13 protein-coding genes are annotated in these 18,109 nt (G+C 64.7%); 5 read left to right on the plus strand and 8 right to left on the minus strand.

Features of this window, described 5'->3' with window-relative positions; all coding sequences use genetic code 11:
- The first annotated feature begins 5 nt into the window (after positions 1–5).
- Both G3O01_RS21270 and G3O01_RS21275 read left to right on the plus strand, forming a co-directional pair.
- Positions 6–1,460, plus strand: coding sequence for a cobyric acid synthase (locus G3O01_RS21270; RefSeq protein WP_205807124.1), 1,455 nt, complete (start codon positions 6–8; stop codon positions 1,458–1,460).
- A 121-nt stretch (positions 1,461–1,581) separates the two neighbouring features.
- Entirely contained in the window at positions 1,582–2,016 is a 435-nt protein-coding gene (locus G3O01_RS21275) for a DoxX family protein (protein WP_205807097.1), read from the plus strand.
- Positions 2,017–2,125: 109 nt separating this feature from the next.
- Here G3O01_RS21275 and G3O01_RS21280 read toward each other — a convergent pair whose 3' ends face one another.
- Complete coding sequence (locus G3O01_RS21280) at positions 2,126–2,545, minus strand: PaaI family thioesterase (RefSeq protein WP_205807098.1); 420 nt, start codon at positions 2,543–2,545, stop codon at positions 2,126–2,128.
- Positions 2,546–2,770: 225 nt separating this feature from the next.
- Between G3O01_RS21280 and G3O01_RS21285 the strand changes: the two genes are divergently transcribed.
- Positions 2,771–3,430 carry a ParA family protein gene (locus tag G3O01_RS21285; protein WP_205807099.1) on the plus strand — a complete coding sequence of 220 codons (660 nt, stop codon included), beginning with the start codon at positions 2,771–2,773 and terminating at the stop codon, positions 3,428–3,430.
- 59 nt (positions 3,431–3,489) lie between these two features.
- Here the strand turns inward: G3O01_RS21285 and panD are convergent, their stop codons facing one another.
- From panD to G3O01_RS21305, 4 genes are all read right to left on the minus strand, one after another.
- Positions 3,490–3,876, minus strand: a complete 387-nt coding sequence (panD, locus tag G3O01_RS21290) for an aspartate 1-decarboxylase (RefSeq protein WP_205807100.1) — start codon at positions 3,874–3,876, stop codon at positions 3,490–3,492.
- Between the two features lie 18 nt (positions 3,877–3,894).
- Entirely contained in the window at positions 3,895–4,728 is an 834-nt protein-coding gene (panC, locus tag G3O01_RS21295) for a pantoate--beta-alanine ligase (protein ID WP_205807101.1), read from the minus strand.
- A gap of 349 nt (positions 4,729–5,077) precedes the next feature.
- Positions 5,078–5,950 (minus strand): ScpA family protein, encoded by an 873-nt coding sequence (locus tag G3O01_RS21300; RefSeq protein WP_205807102.1) that lies wholly within the window; start codon positions 5,948–5,950, stop codon positions 5,078–5,080.
- Positions 5,951–6,136 carry a DUF3460 family protein gene (locus tag G3O01_RS21305; protein ID WP_205807103.1) on the minus strand — a complete coding sequence of 62 codons (186 nt, stop codon included), beginning with the start codon at positions 6,134–6,136 and terminating at the stop codon, positions 5,951–5,953.
- Positions 6,137–6,439: 303 nt separating this feature from the next.
- Here G3O01_RS21305 and G3O01_RS21310 point away from each other — a divergent pair, with 303 nt between their 5' ends.
- Both G3O01_RS21310 and G3O01_RS21315 read left to right on the plus strand, forming a co-directional pair.
- Complete coding sequence (locus G3O01_RS21310) at positions 6,440–8,287, plus strand: autotransporter assembly complex family protein (protein WP_205807104.1); 1,848 nt, start codon at positions 6,440–6,442, stop codon at positions 8,285–8,287.
- A gap of 30 nt (positions 8,288–8,317) precedes the next feature.
- On the plus strand, positions 8,318–12,667 hold the full coding sequence (locus G3O01_RS21315; protein ID WP_205807105.1) for a translocation/assembly module TamB domain-containing protein: 4,350 nt from the start codon (positions 8,318–8,320) through the stop codon (positions 12,665–12,667).
- 61 nt (positions 12,668–12,728) lie between these two features.
- Here the strand turns inward: G3O01_RS21315 and G3O01_RS21320 are convergent, their stop codons facing one another.
- The 3 genes from G3O01_RS21320 to G3O01_RS21330 all read right to left on the minus strand — a co-directional run.
- Positions 12,729–14,657 carry an adhesin gene (locus tag G3O01_RS21320; RefSeq protein ID WP_205807106.1) on the minus strand — a complete coding sequence of 643 codons (1,929 nt, stop codon included), beginning with the start codon at positions 14,655–14,657 and terminating at the stop codon, positions 12,729–12,731.
- A gap of 300 nt (positions 14,658–14,957) precedes the next feature.
- A complete protein-coding gene (gene metG, locus G3O01_RS21325) occupies positions 14,958–17,138 on the minus strand; it encodes a methionine--tRNA ligase (RefSeq protein ID WP_205807107.1) in 2,181 nt (726 codons plus the stop codon).
- A gap of 523 nt (positions 17,139–17,661) precedes the next feature.
- On the minus strand, positions 17,662–18,109 hold a 448-nt coding region (locus tag G3O01_RS21330; RefSeq protein ID WP_205807108.1), incomplete at its 5' end, for an OmpA family protein.

The raw sequence follows: 18,109 nt of genomic DNA on the forward strand, positions 1-18,109 counted from the left end.
CGCTGATGATTCAAGGCACGACATCCGATGCAGGCAAGAGCACGCTCGTCGCCGGTTTGTGCCGTCTTGCAAGACGCGCGGGCGCGCGGGTCGCGCCGTTCAAGCCGCAGAACATGGCGCTCAACAGCGCGGTGACCGTCGACGGCGGCGAGATTGGCCGCGCGCAGGCATTGCAGGCGGTGGCCGCGGGCATCGACGCGCACACCGATCTCAACCCCGTGCTGCTCAAGCCGACCAGCGATCGCGGCGCGCAGGTGATCATCCACGGCAAGGCGCGCATGAATCTCGATGCGCGCGCGTATCACGACTACAAACCGGTTGCGTTCGAAGCGGTGCTGGAGTCGTATGCGCGGCTGAAGGCGTCGTACGACACGATCTTTGTCGAGGGCGCGGGCTCTCCCGCCGAAATCAATCTGCGCGATCGCGACATTGCGAACATGGGCTTTGCGGAGGCTGTCGATTGCCCGGTCGTGCTGGTCGCCGACATCGATCGCGGCGGCGTGTTCGCGCATCTGACGGGCACGCTCGCGTGTCTGTCCGCGAGCGAGCAGGCGCGCGTACGCGGCTTCGTGATCAACCGCTTTCGCGGCGACGTGAGCCTGTTGCAGCCGGGGCTCGACTGGCTCGAAGCGAAGACGGGCAAGCCCGTGCTCGGCGTCGTGCCGTATCTGCACGGCCTCACGCTCGATGCCGAAGACATGCTGCCGCGCGAACTGCGCGCCGCGCAAACGGGCGACGCCGCGTTGCGCGTCGTCGTGCCGGTGTTGCCGCATATCAGCAACCATACGGATTTCGATGCGTTGCGCGCGCATCCGCAAGTCGACTTCCATTACGTGCGCGCGGGCAGCACGCCGCCCACCGCCGATCTGATCATCCTGCCTGGCTCGAAGAACGTGCAAGGCGATCTGGCCTTTTTGCGCGCGCAAGGCTGGGATGACGTGCTGCAGCGGCATCTGCGTTACGGCGGACGCGTGATCGGCATTTGCGGCGGCATGCAGATGCTCGGGCGCGAAGTGGCGGACCCGTTTGGCGTCGAAGGTCCGCCCGCCACGGTCGCCGGACTCGGCTGGCTCGATTTTTCGACGACACTCACGCGCGAGAAGACGCTCAAGAACGTGACGGGCCGCCTTGCCGCCGATCCCGCCGATATCGCCGGCTATGAAATCCACATGGGCGAGACGCAAGGGCCCGCGCTCGACGTGCCCGCGCTCCTGCTCTCCGATGAAAAGGGCGGCCTGCGCCCCGACGGCGCGCGTTCCGCCGACGGCCAGATTCTCGCGACCTACGTGCACGGCCTGTTCGACACGCCCGCCGCATGCGCGTCGCTGCTGGCGTGGGCGGGGCTGAAGGATGCGCAGACGATCGACTATCCGGCGCTGCGCGAGGCCTCGCTTGAGCGGCTCGCCGATACGCTCGCCGAACATCTCGACCTGCAGCGCGTGTGGGCGACTGTCGGCTGATTCGTTCTTGTTGAGAATTAATCTAAGCCGCCAAGGCGATTTTTCTCACGAATGGGTTCGAATAAAGTCCGTTCCATCGATGGCGCACTTCGCGCTATCTCCCTGATCCAGAGGAACCGACATGAACCCGACCGCAACCAGCAAACCCGAGCTTGCCGCCACGATCCTGCGCGTCGCGCTCGGCGTGCTGTATCTGGCGCACAGCCTGCAGAAAATCTTCGTTTTCACGCTGCCGGGCACGGCGCAGTTCTTTCAGTCGATTGGTTATCCGGGCTGGCTAGGCTACCTGACGGCGTTCGTCGAACTGTTCGGCGGGATCGCGCTGCTGCTCGGCGTGCAGGTTCGCTGGGTCGCGCTGGTGCTGCTGCCGTTCATGCTCGGCGCGATGTCCGTGCATTTGCCGAACGGCTGGGGCTTCGCGTCGCCGCACGGCGGCTGGGAATATCCGGCGTTCTGGGCGGTGACGCTGGTCGTGCAATCGCTGCTCGGCAATGGGCTGTTTGCCGTGAGCGGCGTGAAGGCAGCGCCCATCGCCCAGACGCGCAAGGCGGCTTGAGCTAGCGGCAGGCGGAGGCGGCTGGTGCAACACGGCCAGCCGGTATAAGAAAAACGGCGCACAGGCGGGAACGCCTGTGCGCCGTTTGCCGTTTCAGTGCCCTGGAAGCTCAGTACAGCACGATCTGCGTGCAGCGGAACAGCGCCATCGTCTTGCCGTCGGGCGCCGTTACGGTAGCGTCCCACACCTGCGTGCTGCGGCCCAGATGCACGGCCTTCGCAACCGCGCGGATCGTTCCTTCCGTCGACGTCCCCACGAAATTGCTTTTCAGTTCGATCGTCGTGAAATTGCGCGCGTTGTCGGGCAGATGCGCGAGGCACGCGTAGCCGCAGGCGGTATCGGCGAGACCGATCACGGTGGCCGCGTGCAGGAAGCCGTTGGGCGCGAGCAGTTCGCTGCGCACGGTCAGTTCGGCCGTCAGCGTGCCTTCCTCGAGGCCGATGACGCGCACGCCCAGCAGGCCCGGCAATGAGCCTTTCTGGCGTTCGTGAAGCCGTTCGATCGTGTATTCGCTGCGCAGTTTGCTCATGGTCATGTTTTCCGGAAAAAAGGGCTGGAAGCGTCCCTCAGGCGCGTAGGGACTTCGGCCCGAGGAGTTTTGCCGATATTATCAACGCCTGTAACCAATCGGCCACGCCGCGCGCACAGGCAACGGAAGGGCACCAGCCGTCGCAGCGAGCCGCCAAGCGCGGGCGGGCCGGAAGTCGAGCGGCAATCCGGCTGGCCTGCGCCAGCCATCTTCCCGGGAGAATTCATGACGGTGATCGTGGTGGCGAATCCAAAGGGCGGCGTGGGCAAGAGCACGCTGTCCACCAATCTGGCCGGGTATTTCGCGGCTGAAGGCCAATGGGTCGCGCTCGCCGACCTCGACCGGCAGCAGTCAGCCCACGCATGGCTCGATCTGCGTCCGGAAACGCTGCCGGCCATCGAAACCTGGCAGGTCGACCCGGACGCACCGGTGAAGCCGCCCAAGGGGCTCGAGCAGGCGGTGATCGATACACCCGCCGGGCTGCATGGCAACCGGCTGAACGTGGCGCTGTCGCTGGCGGACAAGGTGATCGTGCCGTTGCAGCCGTCCATCTTCGATATTCTCGCGACCAAGGAATTTCTCGAGCGCCTCGCCAAAGAGAAGGCCGTACGCAAGGGCGCGATCGAAATTGGCGTGGTCGGCATGCGGGTGGATGCGCGCACGAAATCGGCGGATCAGCTGCACCGGTTTGTCGAAGGGCTCGATCTGCCCGTGCTCGGTTATCTGCGCGATACGCAGAACTACGTGCAACTGGCGGCGCACGGCCTGACGCTGTGGGACGTCGCGAAGAGCCGCGTCGAAAAGGATCTGGAGCAGTGGGCGTCGATCACCGAGTGGGTCGACGGCAAGGCCGCGAAGGGCAAGAGCGGCGGCAAGAAAGACTAAAGGCGCTTTTGCAAGCGCCTTTAGTAATGTGATGCAGGTCATTCAACCGGCGTAAGCGCTCAGCTCCAGCTTTGCGTCGGCACGTGGTCGCGGCTGCCCTTGACCACGTTTTTCTCGTCGACGAACACCAGATCCGGCTTCCAGCCTGCCTTCAGCTCTTCCTCGTCGACGTTCGCGAAGGCCGCGATGATCACCAGATCGCCCAGTTGCGCGCGCCGCGCCGCCGAGCCGTTCAGCGAAATCATGCCGCTGCCGCGCTCGCCCTTGATCGCGTACGTCGAAAAGCGCTCGCCGTTGTTGATGTTCCAGATGTCGATGCGCTCGTTCTCGACGATATTCGCCGCTTCGAGCAGATTTTCGTCGATTGCGCACGAGCCTTCGTAGTGCAGTTCGCAGTGCGTGACCACGGCGCGGTGAATCTTCGACTTCAGCATGTTGCGTTGCATGGCTAATCCTTCGGACCGTCAGATTTCGAGGTTGTCGATCAGGCGCGTCGCGCCGATTTTCGCTGCGGCGAGCACGACGAGCGGTGCATCCACTTCGTGCGCGGCGGGCGCGTTCAGGTTCGAACGCTTGCGGATCGCGATGTAGTCGGGCTGCCAGCCGCGCGCGGCGAGCGTCGCCATCGCTTCCTGTTCCAGCTTCGCGAAATCGCGGTTGCCCGACAGCACGCGCTCGCGCACGCCTTGCAGCGTGGCGGCGAGCATCGGCGCTTCGGCGCGCTCGGCTTCCTTCAGATAGCGGTTGCGCGAGCTGAGCGCGAGGCCGTCGGCGTCACGCACGGTTTCGGCCGCGACGATATCGCACGGCAGCGCGAACTGCTCGGTCATCGCGCGCACGATCATCAGCTGCTGGTAATCCTTCTTGCCGAACACGGCGACGCGCGGCTGCACGCACGACATCAGCTTCATCACGACCGTGCAGACGCCCGTGAAGAAGCCGGGGCGGAACTCGCCTTCGAGGATGTCGCCGAGATCGTGCGGCGGATGAACGCGGTATTCCTGCGGCTGCGGGTACATATCGCGCTCCGTCGGCGCAAACAGCACGTAGACGTTTTCCTTCTGCAGCTTTTCGATGTCGTCCTGGAGCGTGCGCGGATATTTGTCGAAGTCTTCGTTCGGGCCGAACTGCAGGCGGTTCACGAAGATGCTCGCCACCACGGGATCGCCGTGCTGGCGCGCGAGGCGCATCAGCGACAGATGGCCTTCATGGAGATTGCCCATCGTCGGCACGAAGGCGGTGCGGTTCTGGCCGCGCAACTGGTCGCGCAATTCCTGGATCGAACTGATGACTTTCATGATCGGGCGATGTTGTGAGTCACGCGTAGCGCCTTCGGGCGGCCGCATGGCTCGCGGTTGTCTCGTCCACGCGACGTTGCGCGCGGCTTCGTAAGTCCACGGCGAAGCAGGGAATGGCCAGCTTCAAAGCGCGGGATTGTAGTGGATTTATTGTCGTGCTGCACCGAGTTTGGGCGGCGGGGTAAACGCCTGGAATTCCGGATATTGGAACGGATTGCGCGCCGGATAAGGCGAGCAACCCGGCGCACAAACCCGCTTCCGGAAAGCTTCGTGTCGGTTTCGTGAACGGCTGCGGCAACGGGCAGAAGGCGACCTGCAATGACTTCCCCGCGCCGCAACCGGCAGCCCGTCAGGCCGGCAGATAGGCCAGCCGCACGTAAATCGGCGCGAACGGCTCGGCTTGCGTGATCTCGATCAACGATTCACGCGACAGCTCGAGCATCGCGATGAAGTTCACGACGACGACGGGTACGCCGCGCGTCGTGTCGAACAGCTCGGAAAACTCCATGAAGCGTGCGCCCTGCAGCCTGCGCAGGATCACGCTCATGTGTTCGCGCACGGACAGTTCTTCGCGCGAAATCTTGTGATGCTGGACCAGCTTCGCGCGCTTGATGACGTCGGCCCACGCGGAGCGCAGGTCGTCCGTGTTCACGTCCGGGAAGCGCGGCGTAATGCTCTGCTCGATGTACACCTCGGCGCGCAGGAAATCGCGGCCAAGCTGCGGCAACTGGTCGAGGCGCTGCGCGGCAAGCTTCATCTGCTCGTATTCGAGCAGGCGGCGCACCAGTTCGGCACGCGGATCCTCCGCTTCTTCGCCGGTATCGGCCTTCTTCACGGGCAGCAGCATGCGCGACTTGATCTCGATGAGCATCGCGGCCATCAGCAGATATTCGGCGGCGAGTTCGAGATTGGTCTTGCGCAGCTGGTCGACATAGCCGAGATACTGGGCCGTCACATCGGCCATCGGAATGTCGAGCACGTTGAAGTTCTGCTTGCGGATCAGGTACAGCAGCAAGTCCAGCGGACCTTCGAAAGTCTCCAGAAAGACTTCGAGCGCGTCCGGCGGAATGTAGAGATCCTGCGGCAGCTTGAAGAGCGGCTCGCCGTACAGGCGAGCGAACGCGATGCCGTCGACGGTGTTGGTCGTCGAGTCGGTAGCGGGCGCGGCGAGCGCTGCGTCGGTCTGTTCCGATGCGGCGCGGGCCTCGTCGGCGGTGGTCACTTAGAAGTTCTGGTAGTAGACGTACGACGTCTGCTTGACGCGGGCTTCCTGATTGGACGCGCGCTCGTCGAGGTCGATCGGCTGCTTGTCCCACAGCAGCGAGCGGCCGCGGCGCTGCTCTTCTTCCAGATTGGGCTTTTGCTGCTTCAGTTGATTCAGGAACTGCGTGATATCCGATTGATACATGGCTCGACGTCCGTGAATGGAGATGACGGCACCCAGATGCGCTTCTGACGCGGGGCCGCCTGTGCAGAACAGGATTTTACCGCAAGCCTGTGAAGCTCAAGCGAAAAGTCAGCGGAACCGCGTGCGGCCGGTTGCGTCCAAGGCGGGCGTCCGGTTTGCGGCGGCGCTGCGAGGCTTACACAGCGTGTCCCGTAAATTGCGCGCCGCCGCCGATGTGTTCAAATAGCGCTCGTTCCCCCGCGCCTTGCCTGGCCGGGTCTCGGCATTCTTCAACAAACTGTCAATAAGAGCTGGAGGTCGTGTTTGGCGGGGTGGGCCATCGAGCGGTCGTGCAAGCGCCGCAGCGAAAGCACCGTGACAGGCCGTCGCGCGATGCAGCGCGCATCGTTTGCGGCGATGTTGCTGCGCGCGTGTCTGTCGTGCGGGTTCTGCGTGCTGCTGCTCGTCACGACGCAGGTTCACGCCGCGCGCGCCAAGCCAACCTACAAGGTCGACGTGGAAGCGGAGCCGCGCTCGCTGCGCAAGCTGCTCGAAGAGCATCTGGACATTTCCCGTTTCGCGAAACGCGACGACATCAGCCCCGAGCAGTTCGACTTCCTCGTCACGGCCACGCCGCAGCAGGTGCGCGATCTGGCGTCGACGGAAGGCTATTTCACGCCTGTCGTGCGCACCGACGTGCGCACCATCGACGATAAAAAGGTGGTGCGCGTCTCCGTCGATCCCGGCCCGCGCACGACCATCTCGTCGATATCGCTGTCGTTTCGCGGCCCGGTGCTGACGGAAGACCCCGAGCAGGAGAACAAGACCCGCTTCGCGTTCTCGCTGCACGAAGGCGAGCCGTTCACCCAGTCGGACTGGGACGACGCGAAGGAGGCGTCGCTCAAGGCGCTGCAATCGCGCCGCTATCTGGGGGCGAAAATCGTGCGCTCGGAAGCGCGTGTCGACCCGCGCACGCACGATGCGAAGCTTTCTGTCACGTTCGACAGCGGCCCCACGTTCACGATGGGCAAGCTGGAAGTGGAGGGCACGCGGCGTTACCCGGAACGGATCGTCGAAAACGTGAATCCGATCTCGCCCGGCGAAGTCTACGATGTCCAGCGCGTGACGGAACTGCAGCGCCAGCTGCAGAACACACCGTACTACGCGAGCGTGGCGATCGATGTCGGCAACGACACCGAAAAGCCGCTCGACACGCCCATGCACGTGAAGGTCAGCGAGTATCCGTACAACAGCGTGCGCGGCGGCGTCGGCTATTCGACGGATACGGGCGCGCATATCCAGGGTTCGTATTCGTATCTGGATACTTTTGGCGCAGCGTGGCCGTTTACCGTCGAAGGGCGGCTCGACCAGATCCAGCAATACGGCCAGGTGACGCTCGCGATGCCGCCCGGTCAGCGCGGCTGGACCAACAGCGCGCTGGTGTCGTACACCAGCACCAATGTGTCCGACACGCGCATCTACAGTTTGCGCGCGGGCGTGCAGCGCACGCGTACTTCGCAGTACATCGATTACGCGTACTCGCTCCTTTACTACCAGGACCGGTTGGACCAGAACACGGCCGCGCCGACCACGAGCCGCGCGCTCGTGCCCGCGTGGTCATGGACGCGCCGCAATACCGACGATCCGCTGTTCCCGCGCTCGGGCAACCTGATTCACGTCGAGGCGGGCTTCGCCGTGAAAGGTGCGCTGACCGACCAGACCTTTATCCGCGGCTATGCGCGCGGCCAGCAATACGTGCCCGTCGGCGCGCGCGACCTGATCCTGTTCCGCGCGGAACTGGGCGGCGTGTTCACGAGCGGGCCGTCGAGCGGCGTGCCGGCGTCGCTGCTGTTCCGCGCGGGCGGCTCGAACTCGGTGCGTGGCTATGGTTATCAGAGCATCGGTAACAACGTCGGCGGCTCGATTCTGCCGACCAAGTACCTCGTGACAGGCACCTCCGAATATCAGCACTGGTTCAACCGCGACTGGGGCGCGGCCGCGTTCTTCGATCTCGGCACGGCCACCGACGCGTGGGGCGAGAAAGTCTTCTATCCGGGCGTCGGTGTGGGCGCGCGCTGGCGCAGCCCCGTCGGCCCGGTGAACATCGACGTCGCGTACGGCACGCGCAACCGCAGCGTGCGGCCGTATCTGACGCTCGGCATCGCGTTCTGACATCACACTGGATCGACAGCACTTTTGAGCATGACGACGGACCCATCCGAGCATTCATCCGACAACCCGTCCGGCGCCACGCAGCCCGGCGGCGAGCCGCCGCGCGGCCCGGATGGCCCGGGGTCGCCGCCGACGCCGCCCGCAAAGAAGCCGCGGCGTGTGCGCCGGCTATGGAAAGCGATCGCGTGGGGCATCGCGGTGCCGGCCGTGCTGGTCGCGCTGGTGGGCGGGCTGCTGTATGGCGTGGTGGTCACCGAGCGCGGCACCGCGTACGCGTGGCAGGCGGCCGTGAAGCTGCTGAACGGGCAGCTCGCGGGCAAGCTCGACGGCGGCTCGATCGCGACGGGTCTGCATATGCGCGATGTGCGCTGGCGCAGCCTCGACGGCAGCGGCACGGATATCCGCGTCGACCGGATCGATGGGAAATGGGCGCTGTCGGACAAGCCGTGGCGCTTCGTCGTCGACTATCTGCATGTGGGCACGGTCGAGGCGCGCATCGCGCCGTCCACGTCGAAGTCCGAGCCGATGAGCCTGCCGAACGATCTGCGCCTGCCGCTGCAACTGGCCGTGCGCGACCTGAGCGTCGACAGGCTGATCCTGCATGAAGGCGCGTCGACTTCGGAGTACGGGCGGTTGCTGTTCCATGGGCGCAGCGACGGGCAACACCATGAAGTGGCTGTGGAACGCCTCGACACGCCGTTCGGCGCGGTGACGGCGTCGGCGAAACTCGATGGCGTGCGGCCGTTTCCGTTGACGGGCGACGCCGGCTACTCGGGCAAGGTCAACGATGAAGCCGTGCAGGTGCGTGCGCATCTGTCGGGTTCGCTTGAAACGCTGATTGCGGAACTCGACGCGTCGGGGATGAAGCTGACGGGCCACGCGCGCGTCGAAGCGACGCCGTTTGCGGAAGTGCCGCTGCAGCGCGCGACCTTGACCTTCGATCACGTCAATCCGCAAGCTTTTGCGCCCGGCGCGCCGTTGGCCGACCTCGCCGTGCGCGCGGAGTTGCAGCCGGTGCAGCGTGACGCGGCGGGGCGGGCTGTGCCGGCCAGCGCGGTGGATATCGCGAGCGCTGTGGCGGCTTCGGGTCCGGTTACGGTGGCGAGTTCGGCGAGCGCGGTGAAATCTGCGCGGGCGGCACGTGCGGCAAGTGCGGCAAGTGCGGCGAACGCGGGGCGCGCAACAAGTTCTGCTGTCCTCGCGAGCGCGGCGAGTGCGCCTCACGCGGTATCCGAAGCACAAACCGACGCCGCACATCGTCCGCAAGGTTTCGCGGTGCAAGGTCAGGTGTCGATCGTGAACGCGAAGCCCGGTTCGATCGACCAGCATCTTTTGCCGCTGATCGATGCGCACGCCGACGTGCAACTCGACGCCAAGGCGCAGCGCATCTCGAACCTCAACGTGCGCCTCGTCAAGGAAGCGACCATCACGGGCGGCGGCGCGCTGATGGGCAAACGCGGCCAGTTCGACCTGAAGGTCGCGAAGCTCGACCTGAACGCGCTGCAATCGAGCGTGCGGCCGACGCAGTTCGCCGGTCCCGTGTCGATCCGTCTGAACGACGACGTGCAAAGCGTGACGCTCGATCTGAACGACCAGAAGGCGGCCTTGCGCGCGCAGGGCAAGATCACGCTCGATCCGGCGCGCACGAGCTTCAACGACGTACGTATCACGTCCGGCAAAGGGCGCATCGATCTGAGCGGCGCGATCAAGCGCGACGCCAGTTCGACCTACAACCTCAAGGCGACGCTGACCGACTTCGATCCGCTGTCGCTGACGACGCAAACGCCGACGCACGCGGAGGCGCCTGCGACCAAGGCCGGTGCGGGCAAGGGCAACATGCAGCGCGCCCAGGCCAGCACGCCGAAGACGCCGTCGAAATCACCGGTGAAGACACCGCCGTCGCGCAAGATCGAAGCGCGCGTGAACGGCACGCTGACGGCGGCCGGTCTGCTCGCGCCGACGTTCACGACCAAGGCTGAATTCCGTCTCGGCGAGAGCGTCTACGACGGCCTGCCGATGACGGGCAGCGGCACGATCCAGCTAGCCGGCTCGCGCATCCTGCCGAGCCGCGCGAATCTGTCGGTGGCGGGCAATCAGGTCGATCTGCAAGGCAGCTTTGGCGCGCGCGGCGACCGGCTGCGCTTTCATGTCGACGCGCCTGAACTGGAGCGCCTGGGCTTCGGCCTCGCCGGTCAGGTCGCGGCGCAGGGCGATGTGACGGGCAGCTTCGAGCATCCGAATGTCGCGCTCGACTACAAGGCCGATAGCGTCGTGTTCGGCTCGAGCAAGCTCGGTCACGCCGAAGGCCACGCCGAACTGCGCGACGGTGCGAACGGCGCAATGGTCTTCACGACGGACGCGCGCAACCTCAGCACGGCGGGCGTCGAACTGAACACGCTCACCGCGCGCCTGAACGGCACGCGCGCGAAGCACACGCTCGACGCCGCCGCGACAGGCACGCTGCAAGGCCGCCCGCTCGATCTCGCCGTGGCCGCGAACGGCAAGCTCACCGACGCGCGCGACGGTACACACTGGGATGGCACCGTCACGCGTCTGTCGAACAAGGGCACGCCTGCGCTGAACATGGAGACGCCGCTCACCGTCAGCGCCGGCGGCCAGCGCGTGACGCTCGGCCCGACGAAGTTTGCGCTGGAAGGCGCAGTGCTCGATCTGAAGTCATTCGCGCTGGACCATGGCCGCATCAGGTCGGCAGGCACGCTGACGGGCGTGTCGGTGGCGCGCATGCTCGAGTTGCGCCAGGAGTTCACAGGCGTGCCGTCGACGCTGAAGACCGATCTCGTGTTCGACGGCAACTGGGACTTCGCGCTCGCCGACACGGCGACGGGCCATATCGAGCTGAAGCGGCGCGGCGGCGACATCACAATCGAAGTGGGGCGCGGCTTCGCGCCGCTCGGCCTGACCGACGTCGCCGCGCGTGCGGATTTCAGCGGTGGCAATCAGCTGAATGCGACCGTGCATGCGCAGGCGAGCCGTATCGGCGTGGTCGATGCGTCGGCGCACACGACGCTCGTTCCGCGCGACGGCGTGCTGAGCATCAACGAGGAAGGGCCGCTCACGGGTTCGATCAACGCGAACGTGCCGTCGCTGAAGACGACGGGCGGCCTGTTCGGGCCGAGCTATCTGCTCGACGGCCATCTGGCGCTCAAGCTCGCACTCGGCGGCACAGTGGCGAAGCCGAACCTGTCGGGCTCGCTGGTCGGCGACGGATTGTCCGCGACGCTCGTCGATCTGGGCGTGCAGCTGAAGGACGGCATCGTGCGCATCGCGCTGTCCGAAAACCTCGTCGATTTCCAGCAGGTCGAATTTCATGGCGCGACCGGCACGTTGCGCGCGACGGGCCGCGTGCGGCTCGACAATGCCGAGCCCGATCTGACGGCCAGCATCGTCGCCGATCAGCTCGAACTGTTCGCGTCGCCGGACCGGCAACTGACGATGTCCGGCAGCGCCAGCGTCGCCAACGCGGGCACGCAGGGCGGCATGGCGATCAACGGCAAGTTCGTGATCGATCACGCGTTGTTCGATATGCCCGACAAATCCGAGCCGCGTCTGGGCGACGATGTCGTGGTGGTGCGGCCGGATGGATCGGTGGCGAGCGGCAAGCCGCAGGAAGTCGGCAATTCGAACAAGCCCGTCGGGCCGTTCGCGCCGCGCGCAAACATCGATATCGATCTCGGCCAGAAATTCCGTTTCCGCGGTCAGGGCGCGGACGTCGGTTTGCGCGGCACGATCACCGCGCTGTCCGCGCCGAACCTGCCGTTGCGCGCAGTCGGCAACGTGCGCGTGACGGAAGGCTCGACCTATACGGCGTTCGGACGCAAGCTCGGTATCGAGAACGGCTTCTTCACGTTCAACGGACCGGTCGCGAACCCGGGCATCAATATTCTGGCAATGCGCCGCAACCAGCAGGTCGAAGCAGGCGTGCAGGTGACGGGCACGATCCAGTCGCCGGTTGCGAAGCTGGTGTCCGAGCCGAACGTGCCGGACAACGAAAAGCTGTCTTGGCTGCTGTTCGGCCACGGCACCGATCAGGGCAACAACGTCGGTCAGCAAAGTACGATGACGACGGCGCTGGCGCTGCTCGGCAGTGCGAGCGGCAAGCGCATCGCTCAGGAGTTCGGGCTGGATGAGTTTTCGATCGGGCGCAGCGAAGTGGGGCTGACGGATCCGCAGGTCGTGATGGTGTCGAAGGCGATGAGCGAATGGCTCGTGATCGGCTACGAACAGGGCTTGCAGTCGGCGAGCAATGCGATCAAGGCGACCGTGAACCTGACGCGTTACTGGTCGGTGGCCGCGTACGGCGGCACGTTCCAGGGGATGGACCTGCAGTACACGCGGCGCTTCGACCGTTTGCGGTGGTAGCAGAGAAAAACCGGCGGGCTTTTTGCAGGTGTGCCGCCGGTTTGCCATTGCGGGCGCCGCGTTATCGCTCGCGCGTTTTCGACTTTTGCTTCGTGCGCGTCTTGCGCCCATCCTGAGCCTTCGGAGCTGTCGGACCTGACGCGTGTGCGTTCAACAACGCCAGCACGTTGCTGCCGAATACTTCGGGCCTTCCCTCGAAAATCCGCTCGACCGCCTTCTCTTCGATCAACCTTCGGCGCAGCGCTTCGCGCTCGTCATGCTGTGTGGCGAGCCGCACGGCGGCGCGCACGTATTCATCGACGGAATGCGCGGTCAGCCATGCAGGCATGCCTGCGCGACCGAACAGCCCGCTGTCGATATGCTCGAACACCTCGCGGCCGCACAGATTGACGCCGGGCAGGCCGAGCGTCAGCGCGTCGACGATGCCGTTGGTGTTGCCGAACGGGAACGGGCTCACGAACATGTCCATCGTATTGATGGTCTTCAGGTAATCCGGATACGCCAGCCCGCCGTAGACCCACGCGTGTTCGCGCGGCAGCGCCGCCTCGATCAGCCGGCGCACATACGCGATATCGAGACCTTCGGACCACGCCGTCATGAAATGGAAGCGCACGGGAATGCCCGCCGTTTCGATGATCTGCCGGCACGCGCTGAGAAAACGCGGGTTGAGCTTCATCGCGCTCGCCGTCACGGCGATGTCGACGCGTTCGCTGCGCTCGGGAATGCCGAGATCGAGGCCGGTCAGCAAGGTGGATGGCACGTACGGCTGGCCGTCCTTCGGCAGACGCAGCATCTTCTCGCTGAAGCACGCCGGGTCACCGACGAAATCTTCCTCCACGCTCACATAGTCGATGCATGACGCGTGCATCGTCGCCGGATGGCCGAGCGCCGCGATCTGCAATGGCGCAACGCGCACGTTGGTGAGGAAGATCGTATGCGCGAACATGCCGACGCTCGGCATATACAGCACCTGCGCCTCGTGTTCGCGGGCAAAGTCCTGCACCTGGCGAACGATATCGCCGACATATTCGGGGTAATCGAACGGGATGAAGCGATCGAACACCGCACGTCCCGCTTCGTCCACATGCTGCGCTTCGCCGAAGGCGACGACTTCGAAATGCTCGCGCGCGGCCAGCATGGTGCGCGAGTGCGTGCGGTAGATCGAATGGCCGCCGTTGAACCATTCGAGCACGACGATCATCAGCGGCTTGCGCTGCGTCGGCGTTGCAGGAAAGGCGGCGCGCGCGACGTCGGCCTCGCCGTCGAGCAACCCGAGCACGCCGAGTTTCTTGCGCACGAGCTGGCTGATGCCGCGCTTGATCGCGTGCCGGGCAGGCAGGTCCGAATAGCTGCAATGCATGTACGCGCCGCATACGGCTGAGCCGTGCAGATGGTCGAGATCGTCGATCGATTCGAGCGCGCCAGGCAGCCATTCGATCATCCGTTCGCGCTTGGCATGAGCGGCGGGCGAAATCACCACGGCCGACGCCACCACCGACATGCCGAGGCTCGTCGCGAGTGTCGGTTCGGATCTGGCGAGATCGGCGAGGTCGATCTCGTACGCGGATTCGAGCGTGTACAGCACGATCTGCTTGCGGATCAGCGCCGTCACGTCGTGTTCTTCCCCGACCGCCGCCGAATGCGCGAGCAGCGTGCGCAGAATGTGATCCGTGTTGCCGTACGACGACGCGACGAACAGCATGTTGAGCCAGTGACGGCCTGTGAAAAGCTGATTGAACTGCAGGTTGCTGAGTACGAAGTGTGGGTCGGAGAGCAGGGCGGTGATGGCGTCGGCGATACGTTGCAGCGTGTGCGTGCCTTCTTCGCTGGGTGCAATGGTCGGGTTCGCGAACGCCAGCTGGACGCCCGGCAGCCGGCCGCGTTTCGAAATGAACGTGTTGAGCAACACGATCAGCTCTTCGTGCGCGGCGTCGCAGTCGCGGCCGGCAACCAGGGATTCGAAGCGTTCGAGGGAAAATTCAGAGCTCATGGCAGTAGTCGAGTTCAAACGGCGTGCCGCGTGGCGTGCGCGGCGGGTTGAAGATCGGACGTGAGCGGCGAGGCCGCCATGGGGCGCGGGCGCTCGATGCAGCCTCACCGGTTGCGCGCGAAGCATTCGACGCGCGCCTCGCCGGGTGGCCATGATTGTCAAAGAATTCGATTCGAATGAATCTAGGAGCAGTCCTATTGTGTCGACCGGGCGGGCTGCAAAGGACGAAAAAAAAGCACGTCCGGGGACGTGCTTTTCGTGTGACGCAGCGGATGCGTCAGTGTTGCGTTCGCGTTTGCTTTACTTCACGCGCATGCCGGGCTTCGCGCCGCTGTCCGGTTCGAGCACGTAGATGCCCGGTTCGGCCTTCTCGTCAGCCGCCGATGCCGCGAGCACCATGCCTTCCGACAAGCCGAATTTCATCTTGCGCGGCGCGAGGTTCGCGACCATCACCGTCAGCTTGCCGACCAGTTGCTCCGGCTGATACGCCGACTTGATGCCCGAGAACACGTTGCGCGTCTTCTCTTCGCCGACGTCGAGCGTCAGTTGCAGCAGCTTGTCCGAACCTTCGACCGCGCGGCAATCGACGATCTTCGCAATGCGCAGATCGATCTTCGCGAAGTCGTCGATCGAGATGATGCCGCTGTCTTCCGGCTTCGCTGCCGCGTCGCCGTGAGTCGCCGCCGTTGCTTTCGCGTGCGCCTTGGCTTTGGCCTTGGCGTCGGCCGTCTGCGTTTCGGCGGCGGCCGTCGGCTGCAGCGAACCGCGGTTGGCGGTCAGCAAAGCCTCGATCTGCTTCGGATCGACGCGCGTCATCAGATGCTTGTACGCGTTGATCGGGCGCGCCGAGCTGAGCGGCGTGTCGGCGTGCGTCCACGTCAGCGGCTCGATGCCGAGGAACGCCTCAGCCGATTCGATGACCTTCGGCAGCACGGGCTTGAGCGCGAGCGACAGCAGACGGAACGCTTCCAGCGACACGCTGCACGTTTCATGCAGCGCCACGGCGTTGGCGGGGTCTTTTGCCTGATCCCACGGCTTGGCCGTATCGACGTACGCATTGACGGCATCCGCGAGTTCCATCGTCTGGCGCAGCGCGCGGCCGTAGTCGCGTGCTTCGTAGTGCGCGGCGATCTGCGGAATGGCGGTGCGCAGCGACACGAGCAGCGGATGCTGCATCGCGCTGTCCTGCACGCGGCCGTCGAAGCGCTTGATCAGGAAGCCCGCCGCGCGGCTCGCGATGTTCACGTACTTGCCGACGAGGTCGCTGTTCACGCGCGCCTGGAAGTCTTCGAGGTTCAGGTCGATGTCTTCCATCGTGCTGTTCAGCTTGGCCGCGAAGTAGTAGCGCAGCCACTCGGGGTTCATGCCCGTTTCGATCACGCTGTTGGCCGTGATGAAGGTGCCGCGCGACTTCGACATCTTCGCGCCGTCGACGGTCAGGAAGCCGTGCGCGAACACGTTGGTCGGCGTGCGATGGCCCGAGAACTCGAGCATCGCCGGCCAGAACAGCGTGTGGAAGTACAGGATGTCCTTGCCGATGAAGTGGTACTGCTCGGTCGTCGCACCCTTTTTCGTCCACGCGTCGAAATCGAGGCCGCGCTTTTCCGCGAGATTGCGGAAGCTCGCGTAGTACCCGACGGGCGCGTCCAGCCACACGTAGAAGTACTTGCCCGGCGCGCCCGGAATCTCGAAGCCGAAGTAGGGCGCGTCACGCGAGATGTCCCAGTCGGCGAGCTTTGCTTCGCCCGCGTCGCCGAGCCATTCGCGCATCTTGTTGGTCGCTTCCTGTTGCGCGAGACCGCCGACCCAGCCGCGCAGGAAATTCTCGCAGCGCGGATCGGACAGCTTGAAGAAGTAGTGCGTCGAGGTCTTCTTGATGGGCGTCGCGCCCGACACAACCGAGTACGGATTGATCAGTTCAGTCGGCTGATACGTCGAGCCGCACACTTCGCAGTTGTCGCCGTATTGATCTTTCGCATGGCACTTCGGGCACTCGCCCTTGATGAAGCGGTCCGGCAGGAACATTTCCTTGACGGGGTCGTACGCCTGCTCGATGTCGCGCGCTTCGATCAGACCGGCTTTCTGCAATGCCGTGTAGATCGATTCGGACAATACGCGGTTTTCCTCGGAATCCGTCGAGTAGTAGTTATCGAACGAGATGCCGAAGTTGTCGAAGTCGCGCTTGTGTTCCGTCCACACGCGGTCGATCAGCTGCTTGGGCGTGATGCCTTCCTGCTCCGCCTTCAGCATGATCGGGGTGCCGTGCGTGTCGTCGGCACCGACGTAGTAGACCTCGTGCCCGTGCATTCGCAGCGCGCGGACCCAGATGTCCGTCTGGATATATTCGACCAGGTGGCCGATATGGATTTGCCCGTTCGCGTACGGCAGGGCAGACGTGACGAGGATCTGGCGGCGGCCCTTCGGCGCGCCGGCGGCGGTGAGGTCCGCGGATTGAACCGCGGTGGCGTCGGTTGCTGACATGTGGGTTCTATGGACTGGCGGAAGGTACGGGCGGCCGTCACGACGTTCAGGCGTCGGCCGACGGCGCTGTGCCCAGGACCGCATGGACGGGGTGTCCGCTCATGCAGCTCGGGTGTCGAACGCGGCTTCGCGGACTCTCGTCTCGCGCCAAACCGGCCCGAATCGTCGATTTTACCAGCGTGAACCGCGCGCAGCAGCGCGTACGGGATGATCGCGCCGAAGTGGTCGCGCGAGGCATGGAGGATTTGGGATGTATCGCCCGGCGTGGACGCGCCAAAAGCTTGCGCAGGCAGGCGAAAAACAGGGAAAACGCGGGCAAAAAAAACCGGGGCTATAGGCCCCGGAGCAACAACGACAAGAGGAGAATGGTGACGCGGCGGCATCGCCGCACACGTACCGTAGAGACAGACCGCGGATTTTCACAAGAGTTCGAAAATTTTTTCGATTCGCTTGTGAGGGCCGCCCGGCGGTTCCTCAGGCTGTATCACCCGTTCCCGCCATGGCCCGTCCTTCCCCCGAAAATTTACTGAGCGTGCTGCGCCGTCGCGCGCAGGTAGATTTCCACGCGGCGATTCTGTGCGCGGCCCGCTTCCGTGTTGTTGTCGGCGATCGGCTGATTGGCGCCCATGCCCGAAGCCGCGAGGCGTTGCGGCGCCACGCCGTCTTGCGCGAGCTGGTTCACGACGCTTTGCGCGCGGTTGACCGACAGCGTCTGGTTGTACGCCGGCTGGCCGGTGCTATCCGTATGGCCGACGACCTGCGCGACCACTTCCGGGTTCTGGTTCAGCGTTTGCGCAACCTGGCCGAGCACAGGAGCAAAGGTCGACTTGATCGCGTAGCTGTTGGTGTCGAACGTGACCGAGCTCGGGATATTCAGCTTCAGCGAGCCGTCCGGCTGCTCGGTGATCTGCGTGCCCGTGCCCTTCGTCGCGCCGGACAGCTTGTTCTTGATGTTCTGCCAGTTGTAGCCG

The organism is Burkholderia sp. Ac-20365, assembly GCF_017104715.1.
In the GTDB taxonomy this organism is placed as follows: Bacteria; Pseudomonadota; Gammaproteobacteria; order Burkholderiales; family Burkholderiaceae; genus Paraburkholderia.